The sequence below is a fragment of the Nocardia sp. NBC_01329 genome (assembly GCF_035956715.1).
Classification (GTDB): domain Bacteria; phylum Actinomycetota; class Actinomycetes; order Mycobacteriales; family Mycobacteriaceae; genus Nocardia.
The window spans coordinates 4,681,591-4,707,993 of sequence record NZ_CP108381.1 but is presented as its reverse complement, the minus strand read 5'-3'; the positions used below and the strand labels follow the sequence as shown (position 1 = coordinate 4,707,993).

22 protein-coding genes and 2 tRNA genes are annotated in these 26,403 nt (G+C 68.0%); 14 read left to right on the top strand and 10 right to left on the bottom strand.

The genetic code is table 11. From position 1 onward, the window contains the following. Window positions 1-75: 75 nt before the first annotated feature. Both OG405_RS21250 and OG405_RS21245 read left to right on the top strand, forming a co-directional pair. Complete coding sequence (locus OG405_RS21250; protein WP_327148222.1) at window positions 76-2,886, top strand: DEAD/DEAH box helicase; 2,811 nt, start codon at window positions 76-78, stop codon at window positions 2,884-2,886. Next, complete coding sequence (locus OG405_RS21245; protein WP_327148221.1) at window positions 2,886-3,650, top strand: SWIM zinc finger family protein; 765 nt, start codon at window positions 2,886-2,888, stop codon at window positions 3,648-3,650. The genes OG405_RS21250 and OG405_RS21245 overlap by 1 nt, the downstream gene beginning before the upstream one ends. A 57-nt stretch (window positions 3,651-3,707) precedes the next feature. Here OG405_RS21245 and OG405_RS21240 read toward each other — a convergent pair whose 3' ends face one another. Further along, complete coding sequence (locus OG405_RS21240) at window positions 3,708-4,154, bottom strand: DUF1579 family protein (RefSeq protein ID WP_327148220.1); 447 nt, start codon at window positions 4,152-4,154, stop codon at window positions 3,708-3,710. Between the two features lie 105 nt (window positions 4,155-4,259). Continuing rightward, window positions 4,260-5,318 carry an amidohydrolase family protein gene (locus OG405_RS21235; RefSeq protein WP_327148219.1) on the bottom strand — a complete coding sequence of 353 codons (1,059 nt, stop codon included), beginning with the start codon at window positions 5,316-5,318 and terminating at the stop codon, window positions 4,260-4,262. 123 nt (window positions 5,319-5,441) lie between these two features. Between OG405_RS21235 and OG405_RS21230 the strand changes: the two genes are divergently transcribed. The 6 genes from OG405_RS21230 to OG405_RS21205 all read left to right on the top strand — a co-directional run bounded on the left by OG405_RS21230 (window position 5,442) and on the right by OG405_RS21205 (window position 12,291). Continuing rightward, complete coding sequence (locus OG405_RS21230) at window positions 5,442-6,569, top strand: DUF2157 domain-containing protein (protein WP_327148218.1); 1,128 nt, start codon at window positions 5,442-5,444, stop codon at window positions 6,567-6,569. Window positions 6,570-6,749: 180 nt separating this feature from the next. Continuing rightward, window positions 6,750-8,249: a CoA-acylating methylmalonate-semialdehyde dehydrogenase gene (locus tag OG405_RS21225; RefSeq protein ID WP_327148217.1), complete on the top strand. Its 1,500-nt coding sequence runs from the start codon at window positions 6,750-6,752 to the stop codon at window positions 8,247-8,249. Between the two features lie 5 nt (window positions 8,250-8,254). After that, window positions 8,255-9,406, top strand: a complete 1,152-nt coding sequence (locus tag OG405_RS21220) for an acyl-CoA dehydrogenase family protein (RefSeq protein WP_327148216.1) — start codon at window positions 8,255-8,257, stop codon at window positions 9,404-9,406. A gap of 37 nt (window positions 9,407-9,443) precedes the next feature. Next, on the top strand, window positions 9,444-10,532 hold the full coding sequence (locus OG405_RS21215; RefSeq protein WP_327148215.1) for an enoyl-CoA hydratase/isomerase family protein: 1,089 nt from the start codon (window positions 9,444-9,446) through the stop codon (window positions 10,530-10,532). Next, entirely contained in the window at window positions 10,529-11,419 is an 891-nt protein-coding gene (mmsB, locus tag OG405_RS21210) for a 3-hydroxyisobutyrate dehydrogenase (protein WP_327148214.1), read from the top strand. The genes OG405_RS21215 and mmsB overlap by 4 nt, the downstream gene beginning before the upstream one ends. Window positions 11,420-11,514: 95 nt before the next feature. Then, window positions 11,515-12,291, top strand: a complete 777-nt coding sequence (locus OG405_RS21205) for an enoyl-CoA hydratase (RefSeq protein ID WP_327148213.1) — start codon at window positions 11,515-11,517, stop codon at window positions 12,289-12,291. Here the strand turns inward: OG405_RS21205 and OG405_RS21200 are convergent. After that, window positions 12,278-13,309, bottom strand: coding sequence for a hypothetical protein (locus OG405_RS21200; protein ID WP_327148212.1), 1,032 nt, complete (start codon window positions 13,307-13,309; stop codon window positions 12,278-12,280). The genes OG405_RS21205 and OG405_RS21200 overlap by 14 nt on opposite strands. Before the next feature lie 178 nt (window positions 13,310-13,487). Continuing rightward, on the bottom strand, window positions 13,488-14,069 hold the full coding sequence (locus OG405_RS21195; protein WP_327148211.1) for a MarR family winged helix-turn-helix transcriptional regulator: 582 nt from the start codon (window positions 14,067-14,069) through the stop codon (window positions 13,488-13,490). A 180-nt stretch (window positions 14,070-14,249) separates the two neighbouring features. Between OG405_RS21195 and OG405_RS21190 the strand changes: the two genes are divergently transcribed. Next, a tRNA-Cys gene (locus tag OG405_RS21190) sits at window positions 14,250-14,321 on the top strand. A gap of 64 nt (window positions 14,322-14,385) precedes the next feature. Here OG405_RS21190 and OG405_RS21185 read toward each other — a convergent pair. Both OG405_RS21185 and OG405_RS21180 read right to left on the bottom strand, forming a co-directional pair. Further along, complete coding sequence (locus OG405_RS21185) at window positions 14,386-15,798, bottom strand: metallophosphoesterase (RefSeq protein WP_327148210.1); 1,413 nt, start codon at window positions 15,796-15,798, stop codon at window positions 14,386-14,388. A 16-nt stretch (window positions 15,799-15,814) separates the two neighbouring features. Beyond that, window positions 15,815-16,411 carry an Rv0361 family membrane protein gene (locus OG405_RS21180; RefSeq protein WP_327148209.1) on the bottom strand — a complete coding sequence of 199 codons (597 nt, stop codon included), beginning with the start codon at window positions 16,409-16,411 and terminating at the stop codon, window positions 15,815-15,817. Window positions 16,412-16,587: 176 nt separating this feature from the next. Between OG405_RS21180 and OG405_RS21175 the strand changes: the two genes are divergently transcribed. Beyond that, window positions 16,588-17,619 carry a hypothetical protein gene (locus OG405_RS21175; protein WP_327148208.1) on the top strand — a complete coding sequence of 344 codons (1,032 nt, stop codon included), beginning with the start codon at window positions 16,588-16,590 and terminating at the stop codon, window positions 17,617-17,619. A gap of 103 nt (window positions 17,620-17,722) precedes the next feature. Beyond that, window positions 17,723-18,931 (top strand): FAD-dependent oxidoreductase, encoded by a 1,209-nt coding sequence (locus OG405_RS21170; protein WP_327148207.1) that lies wholly within the window; start codon window positions 17,723-17,725, stop codon window positions 18,929-18,931. A gap of 92 nt (window positions 18,932-19,023) precedes the next feature. Here the strand turns inward: OG405_RS21170 and OG405_RS21165 are convergent, their stop codons facing one another. The 4 genes from OG405_RS21165 to OG405_RS21150 all read right to left on the bottom strand — a co-directional run bounded on the left by OG405_RS21165 (window position 19,024) and on the right by OG405_RS21150 (window position 21,786). Further along, window positions 19,024-19,587 (bottom strand): NUDIX hydrolase, encoded by a 564-nt coding sequence (locus tag OG405_RS21165; protein ID WP_327148206.1) that lies wholly within the window; start codon window positions 19,585-19,587, stop codon window positions 19,024-19,026. Window positions 19,588-19,938: 351 nt separating this feature from the next. Further along, a tRNA-Arg gene (locus OG405_RS21160) sits at window positions 19,939-20,011 on the bottom strand. A 93-nt stretch (window positions 20,012-20,104) separates the two neighbouring features. Beyond that, window positions 20,105-20,827, bottom strand: a complete 723-nt coding sequence (locus tag OG405_RS21155; RefSeq protein ID WP_327148205.1) for a DUF305 domain-containing protein — start codon at window positions 20,825-20,827, stop codon at window positions 20,105-20,107. Further along, window positions 20,827-21,786 carry a DUF3105 domain-containing protein gene (locus tag OG405_RS21150; RefSeq protein WP_327148204.1) on the bottom strand — a complete coding sequence of 320 codons (960 nt, stop codon included), beginning with the start codon at window positions 21,784-21,786 and terminating at the stop codon, window positions 20,827-20,829. Before OG405_RS21150 ends, OG405_RS21155 begins: the two co-directional genes overlap by 1 nt. 92 nt (window positions 21,787-21,878) lie before the next feature. On the opposite strand from OG405_RS21150, the gene argS reads away from it, so the two are divergent. Genes argS through OG405_RS21135 form a run of 3 tightly spaced genes read left to right on the top strand, consistent with a single transcriptional unit; the run spans window position 21,879 to window position 26,396 of the window. Beyond that, entirely contained in the window at window positions 21,879-23,537 is a 1,659-nt protein-coding gene (gene argS / locus OG405_RS21145; protein ID WP_327148203.1) for an arginine--tRNA ligase, read from the top strand. Window positions 23,538-23,595: 58 nt separating this feature from the next. Then, the gene (gene lysA, locus OG405_RS21140) at window positions 23,596-25,011 is read left to right on the top strand and encodes a diaminopimelate decarboxylase (protein WP_327148202.1); all 1,416 of its coding nucleotides are present in this window, start codon (window positions 23,596-23,598) and stop codon (window positions 25,009-25,011) included. Window positions 25,012-25,034: 23 nt separating this feature from the next. After that, window positions 25,035-26,396, top strand: coding sequence for a homoserine dehydrogenase (locus OG405_RS21135; protein ID WP_327152433.1), 1,362 nt, complete (start codon window positions 25,035-25,037; stop codon window positions 26,394-26,396). Window positions 26,397-26,403 lie beyond the last annotated feature (7 nt).

Genomic DNA, 26,403 nt, shown 5'->3' with positions numbered 1-26,403 from the left:
GCACCGGTCCGCGCCGGCGGGGTCCGGGTGGGGGACCGTGCGCGGCCTGCCACACTCGGCTGATTTGATGGGGCCATGTTGCACGGACTGTGGTCGCCGGGTTCCGGGCTACTGCTGTGGCGTACCCCGGATACCGGCGACGGGGCCGAGCCGATACCGGGTCTGCTCGGGTCGGTGCTGGGTGAATCGCGGTTCCGGCATCGGGCCGAGGTGCTCATGGTGGGCGAAACGGGTTCCCGGCGCGAAACCGTGCCGGCGCACGCGCTCGCGCCCGGGCCCGCCGCCGCCGCGCTGCGGCAGCGATTGCCGGTGGGCGCCGTGGCCGGGGATCTGCGGTTCCTGGGACATATCGCCCAGGGCATCGAACGGTGGGTGCGGGCCGGGATGGTGGTCCCGGAACTGCGGCGCGACGAGGGCGAGTGGTGGGCGCGCTGGACGCTGTCCGGGGGCGCGGGTCAACGGGCCTGGCTCGCCGAACTCGCCGCACTGCTGCCCCCGGCACTTCGGGTGGCCGGTCCGGCGGCCGATGTCCTCGACGATATGGTCACCGAACTCACCGATCCGATTGTTCGGGAACTGATCGCCGCCGATCCCCATCCGCATCCGCTGGTGCACGGTCTGCGCACGGACGTACCGGTGGAGACCGGGAGCCATCAGGCCGCGGAGGTGCTGCGGCAGTGGCGGGAGACCCGCCCGTCCGAGGATGCCGGTCTGGTGCTCCGCCTGCGCGAACCCGAGGGGGAGTTCGCGCAGGCCCCGGACGCGTCGGCGCTGTGGCGACTGGAGGTCTGCCTGCGGGCGGACGGGACGGCACCGCGGCCGATACCGGTCCCCGGCAGTGCCGATGAGGTGCGGACAGGTCTGGAATGGCTGGGCCGGGCGCAGCGTGCCTATCCCCGCCTGCGTGATGTCCCGGGCGACCCGCACAGTCTCGATCTGTTGCTGCCGACCGAGGTCGTGGCCGATCTGGTCGCCCACGGGGCGCAGGCGCTGTCGGCCGCCGGTATCCCGCTGCTGCTGCCCCGGGCCTGGAATATCAGCGAGCCCAGCCTGCGGCTGCGGGTCGAGGGTGCCGCGGTAGCCGCCGCCGAGAGCACGGTCGGGTTGGACGGTCTGGTCGGCTACCGCTGGGAACTGGCCCTCGGCGACACAGTGCTCTCCCACGACGATATGCGGCGGTTGATCAGCGCCCAGTCCGATCTGGTGCGCCTGCGCGGGGAGTGGGTGCAGGCCGATCACACCGTGCTCGCGGCCGCGGCGAAATTCGTGGCGCTGCACCACGGCGACAACCCGATCACCCTGTCCGATCTGATCGGCCAGATCAGCGAGAACCGGGCCGGTGGAGTGCCGCTCACCGAGGTCACCGCGAGCGGATGGCCCGCCGCGCTGTTCGATCCCGCGCGTCCGGTGGATCCGGTGACCGTGCCCGGCCGGCTGAAAGCCCAGTTGCGCCCGTATCAGGAGCGCGGTCTGGCCTGGCTCGCGACCATGAACCGGCTCGGCTGCGGTGCCGTCCTCGCCGACGATATGGGATTGGGTAAGACGGTGCAGGTCCTGGCCTTGCTGCTGCACGAACGCGAGCAGGGGACCGCGCCCGGTCCGACCGTTCTGGTCTGCCCGATGTCGGTGGTCGGTAACTGGCAGCGGGAAGCCGAACGGTTCGCGCCCGATCTGCGAGTACTGGTGCACCACGGCGCCGGGCGGGCACAGGGCCGCGATCTGGACGCCGCGGTGGCCGGAGCGGATCTGGTGGTCACGACCTACGCGTTGCTCGCCCGCGATATCGCCGACCTGTCCGGGCAGCAGTGGGAGCGGGTGGTGCTCGACGAGGCCCAGCACATCAAGAACGCGGCGACGCGGCAGGCGCGCGCCGCCCGAGCGCTGCCCGCCCGGCACCGGCTGGCCCTCACCGGCACCCCGGTGGAGAACCGGCTCGAGGAACTCCGCTCGATCTTCGATTTCGCGGTGCCGAAACTGCTCGGCAGCCCGCAGACCTTCCGTGCCCGCTTCGCGGTGCCGATCGAACGCGAGAACGACGAGAACGCGGTCGCCCGCCTGCGCACCGTGACCGCACCGTTCCTGCTGCGCCGCGTGAAGACCGATCCCGCTGTCATCAGCGATCTACCGGACAAACTCGAGATGACCGTCCGCGCCAACCTCACCGCCGAGCAGGCGGCGCTGTATCAGGCGGTGGTCGAGGATATGCTCGAGAAACTGCGCGACGCGAAGGGTATGGCGCGCAAGGGTGCGGTGCTCGGCGCACTCACCCGGTTGAAACAGGTGTGCAATCATCCGGCCCATTTCCTCGGCGATTCCTCCGCGGTGCTGCGTCGAGGTGCGCACCGATCCGGCAAGCTCGCGCTGGTCGAGGATGTACTCGACGCTGTGCTGGCCGAGGGGGAGAAGGCGCTGCTGTTCACCCAGTTCCGGGAATTCGGTGAACTCATCGCGCCCTACCTCGCCGAACGGTTCGGTGGCGAGATCCCGTTCCTGCACGGCGGGGTCACCAAGAAACGACGCGACGGTATGGTCGCCGCGTTCCAGGAGGCGGGGGGGCCGCCGATCATGCTGCTCTCGCTCAAGGCCGGCGGAACCGGGCTGAACCTGACAGCCGCCAATCATGTGGTGCACCTGGACCGCTGGTGGAATCCGGCGGTGGAGAACCAGGCCACCGACCGCGCTTTCCGGATCGGGCAGCAACGCGCGGTACAGGTGCGCAAACTGGTGTGCGTCGACACGATCGAGGAACGGATCGACGAGATGATCACCGGGAAGAGCGAACTCGCCGATCTGGCGGTCGGGATCGGTGAGAACTGGATCACCGAACTCGGCAACGACGATCTGGCCCGGCTGTTCACTCTCGGCGCCGAGGCGGTGGGCGAATAATGGTCGATTTCGGTGAATTCGGCCGGCGCCGAGCAGTTTCCGGTGGGGTGAGTGCGCGCAGTCGGCGCGGCGCGTTCGCGCGGACCTTCTGGGGCAAGAGTTTCACGGAGGTGGTGGAACGGCTGGCCGAACCCGGCCGGCTCGCCCGCGGTCGCACCTACGCCCGCGCGGGCCAGGTCGTGAGCTATCGGATCGAGCCCGGGGTGGTGGTCGCCGAGGTGCAGGGAAGCCAGCCGCGCCCGTTCGCCACGACCTGCGATATCCGCCGGCTGCGTGATGAGGAAGTGGATCTGCTCGTCGAAGTGATCCGGGCGTCGCCGGGCATGCTCGCGCGCGTGGTCTCCGGCGATCTGCCCCGCGAACTCGCACCACATCTGCTCCCGGAAACCGCGGCCGATATCGACTTCGGCTGTACCTGCCCGGATCCCGGCTGGCCGTGTAAGCACGCGGTGGCGGTGGCGTGCCTGCTGGCCGAACGTCTCGACGAGCATCCGCGCGATCTGCTGACCCTGCGCGGGTTGAGCCTGGATACGCTGATCGGCGGGGTCGAGTCCACCACTCCGGACGGTGACGAGTTCGCCGACCCGTACGGCGAGAATCTGGAACTGCCCGCCCTGCCGACGCCGCGGATCCGGCCCGCACCCGACGAACTGGATCCCGCGCTGCTACGACGCGCCCTGCGCATGCTGTCCGAGGACGAGCCGGCGGCGGCGGAGGCCGGACGAGCCCTGGTGGTCGTGTACTCCGCCCTCACCGGCGGCTAGTTCGCGTGTCGAAGTGGTAGGGAGTCTCGACCGCTGCCCGAACGCACGATCCGCACATCAATCGATGGCGGAGAAGTTCATGCGCATCCACGGGACCCAGATGCCTGTCCCTGTCTCACGTTCCCAGAGTGCGGACATGGATGATTTGTCTTCGGACGGCCGGAGAGTGCTCCGCATCCCCTCACCGTCGAAGAGCCAGGACCCGTCGTCGTTCGGGTGTGCGGTCATGGTGCTGTATGCCCCGGAGGCATCGAAGGCCCGCATCGCGTAGGTGCCGGCATCCGGGTCGTAGTCGCCGATGAGTTCGAGCGCCCGGGTATGCGCGTCGCCCATCATGACGTCGACGCGGTGCAGGATCCACCCGCCTCCGGCCATCCACTCGTACTCGTCGGTGCCGTCGATGTTCATCGTCTGCCGGCCGTGCTCGTCGAGGACGACACCGGATGTCTTCCACCGCCCGACAATGGCTTCGAAACGGTGCATCGTGTGGGCGGGTGTGGTCATTCGAGGTTCTCCGTTCGTCGGTGCCCGCGCACGGCATCGCGTCGGTGCCCGCCAGTGCGCTCGTGGAGGAGACGAGCCGGCCCGGAAGAACTCATCGGTCGGGCATCACTCCAGTCCGTACACCCGCTGGGCATTGGTACGGAACACCCTCTCCAAGATCTGTGTACCGCCCAGATGCTCGGCCAGGACCGCCGCGACCGCCGTGGCGCTGCCGGTGACGGAGGTGATCGGCCGGTCCACCGGGAAATTCGACCCCCAGACCAGGCGTTCGGTGCCGAAGATATCGGCCGCGTGCCGCAGCAGCGGTCCGATCCGTTCGATGAGCCGGGGCACCGGTGTGGATTCTCCGAGGCGCGGGACCGGATGCCCCAGGATCGGCATCATCAGTCCGCTGACCTTGGCCACCACATTCGGGGATTCGGCCAGCGCGGCGATATCGGTACGCCAGCGTTCGAATATCTCGCCACGCTGTTCGGCGTCGTTTCCGGTGTGTTTTCCGATCGGCCCGAAGATCCCGGCCGGTGTGCCGAGATGGTTCAGCACAATTCTCGCTTCGGGGTAACGCCGGGCCAGGGCGGTGAGATCGGGGATCTGGTGGGAGTACACCCACGCCTCGAAGAGCAGATCACGGTCGATCAACTCGGCGAAGCCGTCCAGGAACGCGGCGCCGCGCAGAGCACCCGGGTCGGCGGTGAAGCTGCGAACATCCGGGTCCGGGTGGTGGGCGACCATGCTGCGGATACCGCGGACCAGCGGTGAGGCCGAGCGATGAGCGTCGAGCAGTTCGGCGAATCCGGTGGCTCCCGGGAAAGCGCTCGCGCTCACCGCGACCAGTGCCGGGGTATCCACTCCGAAGGGCAGCGCGGTGACCCAGCGGGTCTCCTCGACCTTCGGCCCGGCCCATTCGACCTCGATGTGTACCACTGATTCGACCGGTAGTTCGCCGGCGTCGGTCCGGTAGTCGGCGGGCAGGTAGGGCGCCAGATAGGCCGAGGGTTCGCCGATGAACTCGCGGTCCCGGCGCGGTGCGAGGCGCACCGCGAGCGAGAGCGGGACGGGTACGGCCCGCAGCAGTTTCGCCGTGCGGCTGAATTCGCGCGGATTGCCGAACGGGTCCCACTGGTGGATGTGCGCGTCGATGATCCGGATATCGCCGATGTCCATTTCGCGGCGGCACCTCCTGCGATCGTCTGTGGTCTGGTCGCCGAGCGTAACGCGTGACCGGCGCCGGTGGGCCGGATCGCCTCGCGCCCGGCGTGGTCGCGGATCCGGCGGCATACTGGGTCTGTGGCCGAACAGGATTCGGCGCCGCGGGCGCCGGTGTCGGGGGCCGAAACAGTTCCCGACCGGGTCGTGACGGAGAAATCCGCCCCGGCCGCCGCGCCGCGCCCGGCGGGCGGACCGGTGGCGGAATCGGAAGCCGGGGACGTCGCGGTATCGGCGGAGCCGGATCGGGCGCCCGCCGCACTCCGTGATCTGGTCGAGCAGGGTGTACTCGACGAAACCCAGTTGACCGCCGTGGTCACGGCCCTGAAGCAGGAGCGGCCGCGGCCCACCCCGGCCCGGCTACTGGCCGAGATCGCGGCCTATGCCGGTGCGGGTCTGCTGCTGAGCGGACTGGTACTGATCCTGGCGGAGTCCTGGGACGATATGGCGAAACTCGGCCGCTTCGTCCTGTTCGCACTGGTCGCTCTCGGTTTGATCGTGGCCGGCGTGGCGACGGCGGGCGGTGTCTCGGTGTTGGTGCGCGCGGCGTGGCGGTCGGTCCCCGATACCGGCCATACCGCCCGGACCCGGCTCGCGGTGGTGTTGTTCGCGCTCGCGGCGGCGAGTGTGGCCGCGGCCGCGGGTTCGGTTTTCGACAGTGCCGGCGATACCACCTGGGTCTATGCCGCGGGCGCGGGTCTGCTGGCGGCGGCCGCCGGTTATGCGGCGCTGCCGTCGCTACTCGGTCTGCTGGTGTGTACCGGGTTCAGTGTGGCGCTGGTGGTGGGTCTGCTGGACGCGGTCTTCGACCTCGACGACAGCTGGGTCGGCGGCGGGGTACTGGTACTGGGTATCGCCTGGCTCGGTCTCACGCGGGCCCGTGTGGTGCTCGAAGTGTGGGCCGGTTATCTGGCGGGAGTGGCTCTGGCGGTGTCGGGGGCGCAGACCGTCGATGCTTTCGACGGGATGTGGCCGGCTTACGCGCTCACCGCTGTGGTCGCGGTGGTGTGCTTCGGGATCTACGCCACCGACCGGTCCTGGGTGCTGGTCCTCGGTGGTGCCGCCGCGCTGACTCTGGCGGCGGTGGAGGCGGTCGCCGACTGGACGGGTGACTCCGCGGGTGCGTCCGGGGCGATTCTGGTGATCGGCGCGGTGGTGCTCGGCATCGGCAGCTATCTGCTCTCCCGGTCCACGAAAGCCGTCGGTTAGCAGGGCCGATGGTGTGACTCGCCGGTTCGTGCGGCGCGTTCCCGGCCGGCTCTGGTTTCGGCCCGGGACCGAGTGTATCGTTTTACTTGGACGTCCAACTATTGGAAGCCCGCAAAACGATCTTCCTGTGACGGACGGCCGCAGCGCCGCGCCCGCCACCCGACACGAGGCAGGAATCGCATGGCTCGAGAACTCACACATTTCATCGGCGGGCAGCACGTCCCCGGCACTTCCGGCCGGTTCGGCGATGTCTACGACCCGAACCTCGGCGAGGTGCAGGCCCGGGTGCCGTTGGCCACCCGCGCCGAGGTCGAGGCCGTCATAGCGAATGCCGAGGCGGCGCAGCCGGCCTGGGCCGCGACCAACCCGCAACGCCGGGCCCGGGTGCTGATGAAGTTCTTGACCCTGGTCAACGACGAGATCGACTCCCTCGCCGCGCTACTCTCCAGCGAGCACGGCAAGACCATCGCCGACGCCAAGGGTGATATCCAGCGCGGCCTCGACGTCATCGAATTCGCGGTCGGGATCCCGCATCTGCTCAAAGGCGAGTACACCGAGAGCGCGGGCACCGGTATCGATGTGTACTCGATGCGCCAACCGCTGGGTGTGGTCGCCGGGATCACCCCGTTCAACTTCCCGGCCATGATCCCGCTGTGGAAGGCCGGCCCCGCGCTGGCCACCGGCAACGCCTTCGTGCTCAAACCCTCCGAACGCGACCCGTCGGTCCCGCTGCGGCTGGCCGAGCTGTTCCTCGAGGCCGGGCTGCCCGCGGGCGTGTTCAATGTGGTCAACGGCGACAAGGAAGCCGTGGACACGATCCTGCACGACCCCCGGGTCAAGGCCGTCGGATTCGTCGGGTCCACTCCGATCGCGCAGTACATCTACGAGACCGCGACCGCGAACGGTAAGCGCGCGCAGTGCTTCGGCGGTGCGAAGAACCACGCCATCGTCATGCCCGACGCCGATCTCGACGATGTCGCCGATCAGCTCATCGGCGCCGGTTACGGTTCGGCCGGTGAGCGCTGTATGGCTATCTCGGTGGCCGTGCCGGTCGGCGAGGAGACCGCGGACCGGCTGGTGGAGAAGCTCACCGAACGGGTGCACAAACTCAATATCGGCAAATCCGACGATCCGGGCGCGGACTACGGGCCGCTCGTCGGGCTCGACGGTGTCGACCGGGTGAAGAAGTACATCCAGCAGGGCATCGACGAAGGCGCCGAACTAGTGGTGGACGGCCGCGGCCTGACCGTGGAGGGCGCGGAGAACGGATACTTCGTCGGCGCGACCCTGTTCGACCGGGTCGGCAAGGAGATGTCGATCTACAGAGACGAGATCTTCGGGCCGGTGCTCAGCGTCGTACGCGCCGCGGACTATGAGGAAGGCCTGCGGCTGGCCAACGACCACGAGTACGGCAACGGCGTGGCGATCTTCACCCGTGACGGTGACACCGCCCGCGATTTCGCGGCCCGCGTGCAGGTCGGCATGGTCGGTATCAATGTCCCGATCCCGGTGCCGATCGCGTACTACACCTTCGGCGGCTGGAAGCGGTCCGGGTTCGGCGATCTGAACCAGCACGGCCCGGATTCGATCCGCTTCTACACCAAGACCAAGACGGTCACCCAGCGCTGGCCCGCGGGAGCGAAAGAGAGCAACAGCTTCGTCATCCCGACGATGGAATGACGATCGTGTTCACACTCGATTCCGATGAGCGGGCCATCCGCGATACCGCCCGGGAGTTCGCCGACGAATATCTGGCGCCGCACGCCGTGGAATGGGACCAACACAAGCACTTTCCGGTGGATGTGCTGCGGAAATCGGGTGCGGTCGGGCTCGGCGGCATCTATGTGGACGAGGAGTTCGGTGGATCCGGGCTGCGCCGGTTGGACGCGGTGCGGATCTTCGAACAGCTCGCGACCGGGTGTCCCACCATGGCGGCCTATATCTCGATACACAATATGGCGGCCTGGATGATCGACGCCTACGGTGACGACGAACAGCGTCGGCAGTGGCTGCCCGGGCTGACCGCGATGGAGAAGCTCGCCAGTTACGCGCTCACCGAACCCGGGGTGGGCTCCGATGCCGCCGCCCTCACCACTCGGGCGGTGCGTGACGGCGACGACTATGTGGTCAACGGGTCCAAGCAGTTCATCTCGGGGGCGGGTAGCAACGACCTGTACGTGATGATGGTCCGCACCCAGGACACCGGAGCGCACGGGATATCGACGCTGATCATCCCGGCCGATACGTCCGGCCTGGAGGTCGGTCCCAACGAGAAGAAGATGGGCTGGAACGCCCAGCCCACCCGGCAGGTGAACCTCACCGACGCGCGGGTACCGGTCGTCAACCGGCTCGGCGCCGAGGGCGACGGGTTCCGGATCGCGATGAACGGGCTCAACGGTGGGCGGCTCAATATCGCCGCTTGCTCGGTGGGTGGCGCGCAGGCCGCGCTCGAGAAGACCGTGCCCTATCTCGCCCAGCGCACCGCGTTCGGCGGGCCCCTGCTGGACAATCCGGCACTGCAGTTCCAGCTGGCCGATATGCGCACCGAATTGGAAGCCGCCCGGACCTTGCTGTGGCGTGCTGCGGGGGCGCTGGACGACGACGCACCGGACAAGGTCGAACTCTGCGCCATGGCCAAACGGTTCGCCACCGATGCCGGTTTCGAGGTCGCCAACGCCGCGCTGCAACTGCACGGCGGATACGGTTACCTGGCCGAATACGGTCTGGAGAAGATCGTCCGCGATCTGCGGGTGCACCAGATCCTGGAGGGCACCAACGAGATCATGCGGATGGTGGTAGCCCGGTCGATGACAGCGTCCGTGGCGGGTGTGCCGTGATCGGTGGACGTCTCGCGACGAGCGCGAAAGGAAATAGATGAACGACGAACCCGAAGTCCTGGTCGAGCAGCGCAACGGCCTGGGCTCGATAACCCTGAACCGGCCCAGGGCCATCAACGCCCTCAACCACGCGATGACACTCACCATCACCGAGCGGTTGCGGGCCTGGGCCACCGACGATTCGGTGCGGACGGTGGCCATCACCGGTGCCGGAGACCGAGGCTTGTGCGCGGGCGGCGATATCGTCGCCATCCACCACGACGCCGCGGAACAGCAGGCGGCGGGGCACATCGGGTCCGGGGCGGATTCGGCGACCGGGAAGTTCTGGCGGGACGAGTACATTCTCAACGCGCTGATCGGCCGCTATCCGAAACCGTATGTCGCGGTGATGGACGGCATCGTGATGGGCGGCGGTGTCGGACTGTCCGCGCACGGCAGCCATCGGATCGTCACCGAACGGTCGAAGGTCGGCATGCCCGAGGTCGGGATCGGATTCATCCCCGATGTCGGCGGCACCTATCTGTTGTCCCGGGCGCCGGGTGAACTGGGTGCGCATATCGCGCTCACCACCGCGCGGCTCGGGGCCGGGGATGCCATCGCCACCGGTTTCGCGGACTACTACGTACCCGCTGACCAGATCCCGGCGCTGCTGACCACGCTGGAGACCGAGGCCGCGGATATCGCCATCGCGAAATTCGCCGCCGAGGCCCCGGAATCGGCGCTGATCGCCCAACGCGACTGGATCGACGACTGCTACAGCGCCGAAACCGTCGCCGAGATCGTCGGCCGTCTACAGGCCCATCCGGCCGCCGAGGCGAACAAGGCCGCTATCGAGGTGCTGGGTAAATCGCCGGTCGCCCTGCAGGTGACCCTGCGGTCGCTGCGTTCGGCCAAGGGCGCCGGCAGCCTGGAGGCGGTGCTGAACGAGGAGTACCGGGTGTCGATCGCCTCGCTGGCCTCGCATGATCTGGTCGAGGGCATCCGTGCGCAGGTGGTCGACAAGGACCGCAATCCGCAGTGGTCGCCCGCCACCCTGTCCGATGTGACCACCGCGCAGGTCGACGGATATTTCGCCGAACTCGGTGCGCGGGAACTGGGTTTGACTGTTCCGGAGGACAAGCAATGAGCAAAACGATCGGCTTTCTCGGCCTAGGCCATATGGGCGGCCCGATGGCGGCGAACCTGGTGAAGGCCGGGTACGACGTACACGCGTTCGATCCGTCGCCCGCCGCGCAGGAGCAGGCCCGCGTCGACGGGGTCGCCCTGGTGGATGCCGGGGTGGCCGCGGCCACCGGACGCGACATCGTGATCACCATGCTCACCAACGGCACACTGGTGCGCACTGTGTACGCCGAACTGTTGCCGGCCGCGAACCCGGGCACGCTGTTCATCGACTGTTCGACCATCGATGTGGCCGATGCCAAGGCCGCGGCCGAGGCGGCCGCCGCGGCCGGTCACCGTGCGCTGGACGCGCCGGTGTCGGGCGGCGTCGCCGGTGCGGCCGCGGGCACGCTGACCTTCATGGTGGGCGGCGCCGACACCGATTTCGCCGAGGCACTGCCGGTGCTCGAGGTGATGGGCGCCAAGGTCGTGCACTGCGGCGCGTCCGGGGTGGGGCAGGCGGCGAAGATCTGCAACAACATGCTGTTGGGCATCTCCATGATCGGACTGTCGGAAGCGTTGGTACTGGGCGAGAAACTGGGCCTGAGCCATCAGTCGTTCTTCGATGTGGTGTCCACCGCGTCCGGGCAGAGCTGGGCGCTCACCACCTACTGCCCGGTTCCGGGCCCGGTGCCGACCAGCCCGGCGAACAACGATTACAAACCGGGGTTCGCCGCCGCGCTGATGAACAAGGACCTCGGCCTCGCGGTGGAAGCGTTACGCGCCAACGGTGTCGAGGGCCGGATCGGCGAACTCGCGGCACAGATCTATCGCGAGTTCGCCGAGGCTTCCGGCGAGCGGGATTTCTCGGCCGTCATCACCGATATCCGGGGGCGTAGCTCAGCGGAGTAGTTCCTGGTCCGCTGCCCGAAACCACCTCCCTGCGGCCGGTGACCCGCGCGGTATCGTCACCGATATTCATGACCGTTTCGACCAGAGGATGTGCTGTGACCGACTTCGAGACGATTCTGCTGGAGCGTAAGGACAAGGTCGGCCTCATCACGCTGAACCGGCCCAAGGCGCTCAACGCGCTCAACGCGCAGGTCCTCGATGATGTGGTTGCCGCTCTCGACGAGCTCGAGCGCGACGACGAGATCGGCGCCGTGGTGATCACCGGTTCGGAGCGGGCTTTCGCCGCCGGGGCGGATATCAAGGAGATGCAGCCGAAGTCCTATATGGACATGTTCATGGACGATTACTTCGCCCGCTGGGAGCGGCTGGCCCAGTTCCGCAAGCCCACCATCGCCGCGGTCGCCGGGTATGCGCTGGGCGGCGGCTGTGAACTGGCCATGATCTGCGACATCCTGATCGCGGCGGATACGGCGAAATTCGGGCAGCCGGAGATCAAACTGGGTGTTATCCCCGGTATCGGCGGTTCGCAGCGGCTGACCCGGGCTGTCGGCAAAGCCAAGGCCATGGATCTGGTGCTCACCGGTCGCAATATGGATGCCGAGGAGGCCGAGCGTGCCGGTCTGGTGGCCCGGATCGTGCCCGCCGCCGAACTGCTGGATACCGCGCTGGAGGTCGGTGCCACCATCGCGTCCATGTCGCTGCCGGTGGCCATGATCGCCAAGGAAGCCGTCAACCGGTCCTTCGAGACCACCCTGGGCGAGGGACTGCGGTTCGAGCGCCGGGTCTTCCATTCGCTGTTCGCGACCGCGGATCAGTCCGAAGGCATGGAAGCCTTCGTGGACAAGCGGCCCGCGAAGTTCACCAACCGCTGAGATCTCGCGCCCCCGGGCCGGGCCCGGGCGGCGGGGCGTCCTGGATATCGGTGGGTATGTGATTGTTCCTGGTGGGTTGCGCGGATCCGCTCTGGGCTGTCAGCAGCCCGGCCACCGTCGCGCCGAGCCCGATCGTCACGGCCGCGGCCGCGTAGATCTTGCGCCGCCCGACCGTCGGCGGTGCCAGCTGCACCACCTGCCCGCCCGCCCGGATATGCGCGGTGCGGATACCGGCGGCGGGCCGTTCGGCCGCGAACAGCAGCGCGCCGCGGGCCGAGACATACTCCGGTTCGGAATCACAGACCAGCGGCAGGCCGAGTAGATCGGTCAGCCGGGCGTGCAGGGCCGGATTGCGGGCGCACCCGCCGAGCAGGGCTACCGCATTCGGCGCCGCTTCCGTCCGTTCCGCCACCCGGCGCACCAGGGTCGCGGCCGACCGCACCGCGTCCGCGCAGAGTTCGGCCAGATCACTGCGGGTGATGACCGCTCGTTCGGCGGTATCGGGGTCGGCCGCCGTCACCACGCGGGCGCTGCTCAGCGCTTCCCGGTACCGCCGGGCCGCCGCCTCGTCGGTGAACACACCGGCTCCGTCGAGCCAGTCGCACAGCAGTTCGTTGTAACCGTCGCCGCCCAGCCCCGGGCAGTGTGTTCCGGCCAGCACCGTATCGGTTCGGCAGTCGATCTGGGTGAGGGTCAGCCCGGAGGAGCCCAGATCGAACAGGGAGACGACCCCGGCGGTCGGGAGTTTCTCGGTGAATCTCAGGTATCGCAGCTGCGCCAGTGGTTCGTCCACCAGGGTCACCCGTCCGGCACCGAGGGCATCGCCCACAACGTCGGCCTGCTCCCTGTTCTGGCAGGTCACGGCAGTTCCGGTGATGTACTCGTCGCGTCGGTGGGCGGCGTTGTACATACGGCGGATCGCGATGAGAACCGGGTCGGCCACCGGTGTACGCGCGGGGCGGGGGATATGGCACCGATCGATCGGTGGCAGGTGCGGTTGATCCGAATGGGTCAGCACAGCACGCGCTCCTGAAGCGCCTACTGATACCCCGAGAACCAGCACCATAAACATATGGTGCGCCGTGGGTGGGTTGTTGCCAAGCTGAACCACCGAGAAATTTGCTGAACGGGCGCCTCGGCATCATGTGTTCGCCGGCTGCGGGGTCCGGCAGATGTCCGGGATATCTCGATCCTGCTCAGGTTTGCTCGGTCATCCGGTCACTCGGGGTAACCGGTCCGGGTTCGGCCCAGCGCGGCGGTTCCTCGCCCGTATCGAAGTCTCCGGCGGTGTGCCGGAACTCGGCCAGCAACTGCAGCAGCGTCCGCAGCCGGTCGGGGGGAAGTTCGGGCCGGGCGAACACGCGCTCGTTCAGGTACCTGGTTGCTTCGGCGACGAGAGCTCTTCCGGCATCGGTGATCTCGATCAGCGTGGCCCGCCGATCGTTCGGATGCGGCACCCGGTTCACCAGCCCCGCTGCCTCCAGCCGGTCCACCGAATTGGTGACACTGGTCGGATGCACCTGCAACCGAGCGCTGGCCACCGCCATCGGCAGCGCGCCGGTGGCACTGAAGTTCAGCAATTGCAGCAGTTCGTAGCGGGAGAATGTCAGGCCGGTCGGCCGCAGGGCTTCGTCCACGCGCGCCATGACGATCTGCTGGGCGCGGACCAGTGAGGTCACCGCGGCCATCCCATCGGCGACCGCGCCCCAGCCGTGGCCGACCCATTGGCGGTGGGCCTCCTGGATCGGGTCGAGGGGTAGCGGGCGGGGACGGGACATGTGTTCGATCATCGCACGGCGCCCCGCCCGCGAGCCGCGTCGCGGGCGCCCACCGGTGGTGGGCGTCACCCTGGGGCGCCGCGGTGTACGCCGCCCGGTTCGCCTCCTGTCACCGGTTGCGATCCCGCTGAGCCCAACTGTGGGCTCCGGGGCGGAAGCGGGACATGATCATCGAGTCACGCGGGCGTGGCTGAGTGGTTCAGGCGACGGTCTGCAAAGCCGTTTACGCGGGTTCAATTCCCGCCGCTCGCTCTGTTCGCCGCCGGCCGGAGTCGTTCGCGACTCCGGCCGGGCGGCGTCTCTCCTCCGTGACAGCTCAGCTCAGCCCGGAGAAGTCCCGCAGCACAACATGGTTGCGGTCGGCGAAAGTTCCCAGTGTGTATTCGGGGAGCAGGCCGAAGTATTCGGCTCGGGTCAGCGTGCTCCAGCGGCGCGAGTCCGGGGTGCGGGTCTTGTAGAAGTTCACCGTGTAGCCGCCCTCGTAGATCCGCAGCAGGCTGTATCCGCCGGGGTACTCCTTGATCGCGCCGACCTCCAGGAACTCGACCTCGCACGCGGTATCCGGCCGGGTCCGGCGGGTGCGGTGGGTGTGGCCGCTGTGCTGCAGGAAAACTCCCGGTGCGCCTTCGTACAGCCGTTGTAGCCGCAGCGCGGTGTCACGGTCCAGCACGAATCCCGGGCCCGCCGTATTGGTCAGCCCGGCTTCGACTGTCACCGGGTGGTGCCCGAAAATCACAGTGGGACGGTCCGGTTCGGAGCGCAGCAGTTCGGTGACCCGGTCGAATTGCGCGGCGTCGAGGACGCCGCCCGCCCCGTCCAGCGCGCTGGTGTCGAGGCCGAGTACGCGCAGACCACCGAGTTCGTGTTCGATCACCTGTTGCCGGGGTCCGAAAACGTCACTCCAGCAATCACGGTGGTCCGGTGCGCCGGGCACAGCGGGACAGTCCGCATAGTCCGTGCCGGTGTGCGGGCGGTCGTGGTTACCGCGGACGGCGAGATAGTCCTGACCCTCGGTGCCCCACCGGTCCAGCCGGGTGCGGACCGCCCGCATATCCGCGGGCGCCGCCTCCGCGGTCAGATCGCCGGCCAGCAGCAGCAGTTCCGCGCCGCGATCGGGTCGGCGCAGATCGTCGAGTACTGCGTCGAACATGACTTCGGGGTAGGGCGGGAGGCCCGGTTCCTGCCGGATTCCGGGCGGAAGATCACCGGCCACCAGGCCACTGACGGTCTCCCCGTAGTGGACGTCGTTGGCCAGCGCGAGAGTTCGTAGCAGCCGCCCCGGTGGCGGGAGCTGGGTGGTGAACGACGCGGTGGTTTCCGGGGTGCCGGCACGCCCGGTGACGACCGAGGGCGCCGGTCCGGCCCGCACCCCGGCAGACCGGGCTTCGAACCGATAGCCGCGGCCCGGTTCGAGGCCGTCGATCTGGGCGTAGTGGAAGGGGGTGGCACCGTCGGAGGCCCACACCGGGCGTAGCGGGCGCCTGCTGTCGGCCGGGCCGAGCAGGACCTCGCCGGGGGTATCCACCGGGATCGCGGTGCCGGGGTCCCGGCTGGTCCAGGTGAGCACAGCCGAGGTGTCGGTGACCGTGACGACTTCCAGGTCGGTCGCCAGCACCGGCCCGGGCGACGCCGTCGCCCGGCCCGCGCCGGCGAGCCCGGCGGCGGGGAGCAGTGCCGCGAGGCCGAATGCGCCGAGTACGGTGCGCCGAGTCGGCCCGCAGCAGCTCATCGGCGCCCGCCCTCGCTCACTTCGCCTCGCTGCCCGACGAGCAGACTCGCCACTCGCCGTCCTCTTTCACCAGGTTCTCTTCGGAGCTGTCGTCCATCTGCTCGTCTTCGCCACCGGGCGCCGACAGGCTGAACTTGCCCGTGATCTCGGCCTTCGCGCGGTCGCCGGTCACGGCGATCTTGTCGACCGAGTCGATATCGACCTTGAACCCGAGCTTCTCGGCCTCGGATTTCTCGGCGTCCGACATACCGTCGAATTCGTCGCGATCGGCTTTGCAGGCCAGCTGGGTGGCTGCTGCGAAACCGTCGTCGCTGAGCGTGCCGTAGAACTCGCGCAGCGAGGCCTCGATCTGCTGGTCGTCGGTGGACAGCGGGGTGCGTCCCTGCACGGTCAGTACCACTACGGCGGCAATGGCGGCGACCACCACGAGCAGGGCCACCACCACGCCGATGATCAAGCCGGTACGTCGTTTACGGGGCGGCTGCGGAGAACCTGTCGGCTGCGGAGAACCTGTGGGCTGCGGGTAGCCGGCGGCCGGGTCCGGCCCGCCGGGCTGGACGCCGTCGGGCGGCTGCGGCCCGGTCGGGGGTGGACCTGCCGGTGGCTGAGTCAAAACGTTCTCCGTTCCCGGGGGGATTTTCCCGAACACTACGACACCCCCGCGCCTACGTCCGGTCCGGCGCGTCGCCCGGGGCCGGGCCGGTGGCCGAGTGCTCCGCGCGCGCAACGACGTCGGCGCTCATACACTCCTTCCGTTCGGGATCCGGAAAATGCGTGGAGGTATTTGTGATGGTCGGTCGCGGTGTCCACCTGTGCGGCAGTGTGCCGCTCTTCGATGCCGCGGCGGTTTTCGCGCAGGTCGCTACCCGGTTGGGGGGACATATCACTCGGATCCCCGACGGTGAGACCGGCGAACGCGATAACTGGGTGGTGTGGCAGCTGCCCAGGCTGCAGGCACATCCCGCCCTGGTCACCGTGCCGCCGCCGAGCCCGGAGTACGGGCCGAGCGAACGGGTGCAACCGGCTCCCGGAATCGAGCCTGGGGCCATCGATTTCGGTTCGCTGGGGTACGCGCAGGCGGCGCGGCAATCGTGGCGCGTCTTCGAACAACTCCGTGAACAGGGCGTGATCCGGCCCGGTGTCCGGTTCCAGGTGAGTCTGCCGACCCCGATCGCGGTGGTCGGCGCGTTCGTCGCCGGCCCGCAGGCGGAACTGGAAACCCGCTACGAGGCCGCGATCCTGGCCGAACTGGATCAGATCACCTCGGCGATTCCGCACGAGGATCTGGCGATCCAATGGGACGCGGCCGTCGAATTCGCCCTGTTCGAAGGTGTTTTCCCGTGCTGGTTCGGGGACGACTATCCCGCCCGCCTGGGCGGTGTGATCGAGCGGCTGGCCCGCCTCGGTGATGCGGTTCCCGCGGGTGTGGAGCTGGGGTATCACCTCTGCTACGGCGATTTCGGGCATCAGCATTTCGTCGAACCGGCCGATACCTCGAAACTGGTCGATGTGGCCTCCGGGGTGGCCGTCGCGCTGGCCCGCCCGCTGAACTGGGTTCATCTGCCGGTCCCGAAGGGGCGCACGGACGCCGCGTATTTCGCTCCGCTCGCGGGCCTCGCGACGGACCCGGAAACCACTCTTTTCCTGGGTTTGGTGCACGCCTCCGACGGTTTCGAAGGCGCCCGCCGCCGGATCAAGGCCGCGGCCGCGTTCGTGGCCGAGTTCGGAATCGCCACCGAATGCGGGATGGGCCGCCGCCCGGCCGGTCAGATTCCGGACCTGCTCGATCTGCACGCCCGTCTCGCGAACGCGCTCGACTGACCAGGCCTCCCGTCCGCAGTGCGTCAACCAAAGGTTGACGAATGAAGCATCGTCAACTATTAGTTGACGATGTTCGAACGGTAGCGGACCAACAGGAGCGGTAATGGTCGATTTCGAGAACTCAGCGCGACAAGCCGGCAGTTCCGGGGCGAAACGAGCGGTGGTGGTAGGCGCCGGTATCGCCGGGCTGGCGGCGGCACTGCGGATGTATCGGGCAGGCTGGGACGTCGTGGTACTCGAGCGGTCACCCGCGCGGCGCAGCAGTGGTTATCTGCTGAACCTGCACGGGCCCGGATACGACGCCGCCGAGCGACTGGGCCTGCTGCCCGCACTCGCTCCGCGCGATATCGGGTTCTTCACCTCTGTCCTCGTGCACGCCGACGGCCGGGAGAAGTTCACCATTCCCGCCACCGTCGCGCAGGCCGCGGTGGGCGAGCGGGCGCTGAGCCTCTTCCGCGGCGACCTGGAGTCCGCGCTCTACGACGCGGTGGCCGGCCACGCCGACATCCGGTTCGGCACCACAGTGCAGACGCTGACCCAGGAAACCGGTTCGGTCGAGGTGACCCTGAGCGACGGCACCCATCTGCGGGCCGATCTGCTCATCGGCGCCGACGGCGTGCACTCCCGGATCCGTGACCTCGTCTTCGGTCCCGAAGCCGACTTCCTGGTGGACCTGAATCACATGGTGGGAGCCTTCCCGCTCGAAACCGTTCCCACGCACGTTCCCGAAGGCGTCGGCACGACGTTCCTCGGCCCCCGGCGCACCGCCGCGGTGATGAACCTGGGTCCGGGCCGGTCCTCGGCATTCTTCACTTACCGCAGCCCCGATACCGCAGCCGAGCCGGCACACAACGCCGACGCGGCGCTCACCTCGGCCTTCGGTGATCTCGGCGGCGGCATCGCCGACGCCCTGCATCAGCTCGCCGCCGATCCGGCCGCCGCCTATTTCGACTCGGTCGGCCAGATCGTCATGGACCGGTGGAGTCGTGGCCGGGTCGTATTGCTGGGCGATGCCGCGTGGTGTGTCACCGTGTTCGCCGGCTACGGCGCGGCACTCGCCCTCGACGGCGCCGACCGCCTCGGTGCTGCCGTAGCGGCCCACGGCGACGACCTCTCCGCCGCGCTCGATGCCTGGGAGCAATCGTTGCGGCCGGAGGTCCGCAAACGACAAGCCCTGGCCCGCAGGGGAATCAGCCGATTCGCTCCACCCACCCGGGTACACGTCTGGCTCGGTGATCTCATGTTGCGCGCCATCCAACTGCCCGGAATCCGAGGTCTCGTCCAGCGATCGATCCAGCGCGCGAACAATTAGGCGGTTGGTAGCCCGGAAAATGCCTGGTCATTATCGAGATGTATCTGGTCTGACCGTCGCAGATCACGACGTGCCATCGGTACCGCTCCGCATCACGGTCGTTGATCAGGCACCAGGGCAAGCTCGCCGTGTTCGAGGTACAGGGTCGTTCCTTCGGCGTGTGCTCGGTATGCGCGGAGGATACGGCGAGCGAGTCGCGGAATGAGGTAGTCGCCCAGCTGGTCGACGGCGACCCATTCCCAGTGGTCGAGTTCCGTGCCGTCGAGTTCTATCCGCGCTTCATCGGTTCCGAGGTCGCCACAGCCGAAGATGTAGAGAAGCTTGTCGCCTTCGTCTTCGCGTGGTGCCCAATCGTGGATCAGGAGGCGTATCGGTCGGCGGTCCAGGCCGATTTCCTCGAGAACTTCTCGGCGGCACGCATCGGCCGGAGATTCGCCATGGTCGACGTAGCCACCCGGTATGTCCCACCGGTTGCCGTAGGTCTTTCTGACCAGCAGCACTCGATCCTCGTTGATGAACAGAGCGCCGGCTGCCATCCGTGGCGTCGCGAAATCTTCGGCTGAGTCGGTGATGCCGGTTATCTCCTGGGGTCTTGATTCGGCGCGCGAGCAGAGCGATTGCGCGAGTCGGGCGTCCCTGCGCATTTCCTTACCCAAGTAAGGGCAAGTTACCTGCTCTTAGGTAACGATGCCGGCCAGTTCCGGCGCGAGCTGTTCAGCTTCGACACACACTGTTGGGAGAAGGCGGGTGTCCGGCTTCATGATGCTCGTGATACCTGCGGGATTACGATGCATCTCCGGAAGGCTCCGATAGCTGTGATCGCGGCATGACTGGGTCATGCGAGCGTGGCGGCGAGGGTCTACACCCATTCCGAGGACGAGGCGCTGCGGGCTGCGGCGAAGACCTTGGGTGAGGTTGTGACAACTCGTGACACTCAGGCTTGCGGAGGCTGAGATGGAGAAAGGCCCCCGACCAGAACCCAGCTGGTCGGGGGCCTTCCTCGTACGTGCCCTCGGCAGGAATCGAACCTGCGGCCTTCTGCTCCGGAGGCAGACGCTCTATCCCCTGAGCTACGAGGGCGGGGATCCACCCGGTTCGACCGTCAACCGGCCGATCGGGCGGACCACAGCGTATCGCATCACCGCCGGTGCGGCCAAAACGAGTGGTGGCGGGTCAGTTCAGGGGGAGCGGCCGGCCCCCGCGGGCGGTGAGCATATCGGTGATGAGCCGGGCTTCGCCCTGTTGCGCGGCCAGCATCTGCCCGGACAGGATGCTGATCTCACCGGTCTCGGCGTGTTCGGTGCCGTATTCGAGCATCGGTACCCCGCCCTCGTGGTGCCGCAGCATGAGCTGGAGGAACACGACATCGAGGTCGCTGCCGCGAGCGGCGCGCAGCCGCTGGATATCCTCGGTGCTCGCCATCCCGGGCATGGCGGCCATGGCCCCGGTGTGATGCATACCGGAGTGGCCGTCGCCGCTGTGCTCGTCCGCACTCTGCTCGTCGTGCATCCAGCCCATATAGCCGTCCGCGCCGCGAGCAGGCGCGTCCCACATCTGTAACCAGCCCTGCATCCGGCCTATCTGGCTCTGCTGGGTGGTCAGGATGTCGTAGGCCAGCCGCTGAACCGCCGGATCGGTGGATCCGAGCAGCGCGATCCCGGACATCTCCACAGCTTGGGTGTGATGCGCCGACATGTCCTGCGCGAATCCGATATCGACCGGGCCGGGTGCGCTGTCACCGGAATCGCCCGGCGACAGCAGCACACCCGCACCGAACCCGATCACCAGCAGCGCGATCGCGGCGATGATCAGCAGTGGAGTGCGCTGACCGCGTAGCTGCGCGCGCAGACCGGTTTCGGGGCGGGGGTCGGTTTCGGAGGTATCCGCTTCGGGCATTACTGCCCGGCTCCGGGAACCTGCTGATCGGGCGAGGCGCCGGGAGCCTGCTGGCCGGGCAGCGCGCCGGGCATTCCCGGAATCGCCGGGATACCGCCGGGCAGACCACCCGGAAGGCCGCCGGGCAGACCACCGGGCAGACCGCCGGGGGCGCCCAGACCGCCCAGCTCGGTCGGGTCGGGCTGCAGGCCGGCACCGTCCATCGGCACAGCGTCGGGTCCCGGTTCGCTCGGTTCGTAGGGCGGCGGGTTCTGAGTGTCGAAGGCGACGGTCGCACAGTCGGCACCGACCTCGGGGTAGGCGAAGTTGTTCAGGCGCAGCGCCGTGATGAATTGCCCGACCCGCTCGTCGTCGGCGCTGTTCACGGTGAGCTGATGGCCCCACGACTGCAGCGAGACGGGCGCTTCCTGGTCGGGATGGGGCGACATGAGCATGTACTGCTCACCCTCGACCTTCTTCTTCAGCGTGTCGATACCCGACTGATCGACCTTGTCCGGGTTGTAGGTGATCCACACCGCGCCGTGTTCCAGCGAGTGCACCGCGTTCTCCTCGCGCAGCGCCTTGTCGTAGACGGTGCCCATGCAGTTGGCCCAGGAGGCGTCGTGCGGGCCACCGAACGGCGGGGTCTTGTCGTAGGCCACCCGCTGGGTCCCGTCGACGTGCAGACCGGCCGGGTATTCCTGTTCGACCACACCCTCGATCTGGTCGGAGGGGTCCTGCTGCTGCTCCGACGGTGTGAACTTCTCCAGGGCTGCCTTCTCCTGGTATTTGGGCACCAGGTTCACCGCCAACGCCGCGACCAGCCCGACCAGCAGCACTACCGCGCCGACGGTGAGCCAGGGGATTCGCTGTGTGATCGGGGGCTTGCCCTTGTTCTTGTTGCTGCTCGTGCGGGCGCCCGCGACTTTGCCCGCCGCCTTCACGGCCTTCGCCGATTTGGCGCTCGTCCTGTTCGGCATACCGGTCCCAGTTCTTTCCACGTCGATGAACAGTGCCGAGCTGCGGTGCCCACTCGCGGCGCGCACCCACTCGGACCATAGGATAGAGACTCGTGACTCCAGCCGACCTTGCAGATCTCCTTCACGCCACCGCGGCGAAGGTCCTCGCCGAACGTGGACTGGACGCCTCGGTGCTGCCCGACTCGGTCGATGTGGAGCGTCCGCGGAATCCGGAGCACGGTGACTACAGCACCAATGTAGCGATGAAGGTCGCGAAGAAAGCGGGCACCAACCCGCGGGAGCTGGCCGGCTGGCTCGCCGAGGCGCTGAGTGGCACCGAATCGGTGGCTGCCGCGGAGGTCGCCGGGCCGGGCTTCCTGAACATCCGGGTGGCCGCGTCGGCGCAGGGCGCGGTCCTGGATCAGGTCCACGCGGCCGGCGCGGACTACGGTACGGGTGCCGCGCTCGCCGGTACGAAGATCAATCTGGAGTTCGTCTCCGCCAACCCGACCGGTCCGGTGCATCTGGGCGGGACCCGCTGGGCGGCGGTCGGCGACGCGCTGGGGCGGATCCTCGCCGCGCAGGGCGCCGAGGTGACCCGCGAGTATTACTTCAACGATCACGGCGGGCAGATCACCCGGTTCGCCGAATCGCTGGTCGCGGCCGCCACCGGTGGGCCGACCCCGGAGAACGGGTACGCGGGCGCCTATATCGGCGAGATCGCCGAGCGGATCGTCGCCGCGCATCCCGGCGCGGCCGACCTGGAGCCCGAGAAGCGGCTGGAACTGTTCCGGGCCGAGGGCGTAGAACAGATGTTCGCGCATATCAAGAAGACGCTGCACGAATTCGGTACCGATTTCGATGTGTATTTCAACGAGAGTTCGCTGTTCGCCTCGGGGGCGGTGGAGCGCGCGGTGGCGGCCCTGAAGAAGTCCGGTGACCTGTATGCCAAGGACGGCGCCTGGTGGATCGCCAGCTCCGAATACGGCGACGATCAGGACCGGGTGGTCATCAAGAGCGACGGCAATGCCGCCTATATCGCCGGCGATATCGCCTATCTGCAGGACAAGCGGTCGCGCGGATTCGATCTCTGCATCTATATGCTCGGCGCCGACCACCACGGCTATATCGGCCGGTTGAAGGCCGCGGCCGCCGCGTTCGGTGACGACCCCGACAGTGTCGAGGTGCTCATCGGCCAGATGGTGAACCTGCTGCGCGACGGGGTGGCGGTGCGGATGAGCAAACGCGCGGGCACCGTGGTCACGCTCGACGATCTGGTCGAGGCGATCGGTGTGGACGCCGCCCGTTACTCCCTGGTGCGCAGTTCGGTGAACTCCAGCATCGATATCGACCTGGACCTGTGGGCCAAACAGGACAGCGTGAACCCGGTGTACTACGTGCAATACGCCCACGCCCGTGCCGCGTCCATCGCGCGCAATGCCACCGAATTCGAATACGACACGGTGACACCGGATTTCGCCCTGCTCGATTCGGAGTTCGAGGGCGCCCTCATCCGCACCGTCGGGGAATTCCCCCGCGTGGTGGCGAGCGCGGCGACGCTGCGGGAACCGCATCGCATCGCGCGGTACCTGGAGGAATTGGCCGGTGCCTACCACCCGTTCCAGACCAACAAGGCCCTGCGGGTATTGCCGCTGGGCGACGAACCCGTCTCGCCGGTCAACGCCGCCCGCCTGGTGCTGGTGAACGCCACCCGCCAGGTGCTGGCCAACGGCCTGGCCCTGCTCGGCGTCACCGCCCCGGAGCGGATGTGACCGAGCTCCGCACCCGTATCGACCGACTGTTCCGGCAGTGGACGAGGAAGGAAGAACGATGAGTGTCCATCCCGCCGGGCCCCGGCACGCCGAGATACCGCACGCGCCGAATCTACCGGAGCGCCCGGCCGACCCGCGGCAGCTGATCGACCTGCCCGCGCAGGTGTGGCCGCGCAACGCCACCCGCGGCGCCGACGACGTGGTGCGGTTGGCGGGGGTGCCGGTCACCGAACTCGCCGCCCGGTTCGGCACGCCGCTGTTCGTGGTGGACGAGGACGATTTCCGGTCCCGCTGCCGCGATATGGTGCGCGCCTTCGGATCGGATTCGCGGGTTCACTACGCCTCCAAGGCTTTTCTGTGCGGTGAGATCGCGCGCTGGATCCGCGACGAGGGGCTCTCCCTGGATGTGTGCTCCGGCGGTGAGCTGGCGGTGGCGCTGCACGCGGGCTTCCCCGCCGAGCGCATCGCCTTGCACGGCAACAACAAATCGGTGGCCGAGTTGGAAGCCGCCGTCGCGGCCGGTGTCGGACACGTGGTGGTCGATTCGCTGACCGAGGTCGAGCGGCTGGAAGCCGTCGCCGGAGCGGCCGGGGTGGTGCAGGACGTCCTGGTCCGGGTCACCGTCGGTGTGGAGGCGCACACCCACGAATACATCTCCACCGCGCACGAGGACCAGAAATTCGGTTTCTCGATTTCCGGCGGCGACGCCATGGAAGCGTTGGCCCGAGTATTCGAGGCCGATAATCTCCGCTTGGTCGGACTGCACAGCCATATCGGATCGCAGATCTTCGAAATCGACGGTTTCGAAATCGCCGCGCACCGGATGCTCGGCCTGTTGCGCGAAGCCGTGGACAAATTCGGCGTAGAACGTACCGCGCAGATATCGCTGCTCGACCTCGGCGGCGGTCTCGGTATCTCCTACCTGCCGTCGGACGATCCGCCGCCGCTGGATCTGTTCGCCGAGAAACTACGCGTGCTGGTCGCGCGCGAAGCCGAACTCGCCGGCCTGCCCGTACCGCGGATCGCGGTCGAACCGGGGCGGGCCATCGCCGGGCCCGGCACCGTGACCCTGTACGAAGTCGGCACGGTGAAGGACGTATCGCTCGACGGCGGTCTGCGTCGCCGCTATGTGAGCGTGGACGGCGGGATGAGCGACAATATCCGGCCCGCGCTGTACCAGGCCGACTATCACTGCCAGCTGGTTTCACGCGGATCGGAAGCCACACCGGTGGTCGCCCGTGTGGTCGGAAAGCATTGCGAGAGCGGCGATATCATCATCCGCGACACATGGATACCGGCCGACGCGGGCCCCGGCGACCTGATCGCGGTGGCCGGAACCGGTGCCTACTGCTATTCCATGTCGAGCCGGTACAACATGCTGACCCGCCCCGCTGTCGTGGCCGTCAGCGACGGCGCGGCCCGGCTCATCCTGCGCCGGGAAACGGTCGAGGACCTGCTCGGTTTGGAGGTCTGATGGACGCAACGAAAGGGGAGACCATGCCAGAGGGGGCCGAGGTGGTGCCGGGTCGATGGGGTCCGGACCGTCCGATCGGTATCGCGGTGTTGGGAATGGGCAATGTCGGCCGGGAGGTCGTACGGATCCTGCGGGACCACGCCGACGATCTACAGTCGCGGGTCGGGGCGCCGCTGACGCTGCGCGGGGTCGCGGTTCGCAGCCTCGATCGAGATCGAGGCGTACCCGCCGAACTGCTCACCACCGATGCCGAAGCGCTGGTGGCCCGGCCCGATGTGGACCTCGTGGTCGAGGTGATGGGCGGGATCGATCCGGCCCGGAAACTCATCCTGGCCGCGCTCAACGCCGGGAAATCCGTGGTCACCGCGAACAAGGCGCTACTGGCCGATTACACCGGTGAACTGGCCGCCGCCGCGGAACGCAGCCGCGCCGACCTGTACTTCGAGGCCGCGGTAGCCGGTGCCATCCCGGTGGTGCGTCCGCTGATCCAATCGTTGTCGGGGGACCGGGTGAACCGGCTGGTCGGCATCGTCAACGGCACCACCAACTTCATCCTCTCGGCCATGGACGAGACGGGCGCCGATTACGGCGACACCCTCGCCGAAGCCACTCGACTCGGTTACGCCGAAGCCGATCCGACGGCGGACGTCGGGGGCTACGACGCCGCCGCGAAGGCCGCCATCCTGGCGTCGCTGGCCTTCCACACCAGGGTGACCGCCGCGGACGTCTACCGGCAGGGCATCGCCGAGATCACCTCCGAGGATCTGGAAACCGCCTCCGCGCTGGACTGCACTGTGAAACTGCTGGCCATCTGCGAGCGAGTTCCGGCGGGTCCCGGGGAGCCGACCCCGGAGGAAGGCGGCAAAGAGCGGGTGTCGGTGCGGGTCTATCCGGCGCTCATCCCGCGCAAACATCCGCTGGCGGCGGTGAACGGAGCATTCAACGCTGTCGTCGTGGAAGCCGAGAACGCCGGGCGGCTGATGTTCTACGGACAGGGCGCGGGCGGTGCGCCGACTGCGTCGGCCGTACTCGGTGACCTGGTCATGGCCGCGCGCAACAAATTCTTCGGTGGCCGCGCGCCGGGAGAATCGGTTTATGCTGAGCTTCCGATCGCGCCGATCGGCGATACCCCCACCCGCTATCACGTGAATCTCAAGGTCGAGGACCGTCCTGGTGTGCTGGCCCGGGTGGCGGGTGAATTCTCCCACCACGGAGTGAGTATCTCGACGGTCCGCCAGGAAGGTCACGACGACAAGGCGCGGCTGGTGGTCGTGACCCACCTCGCGACCGACGCGGCCCTCGCGGAGACCGTCGCCGCCCTGGCGGATATGGAATCCGTCACATCTGTCACCAGCGTCCTGAGATTGGAAGGCACCGAGGAATGACGACAGC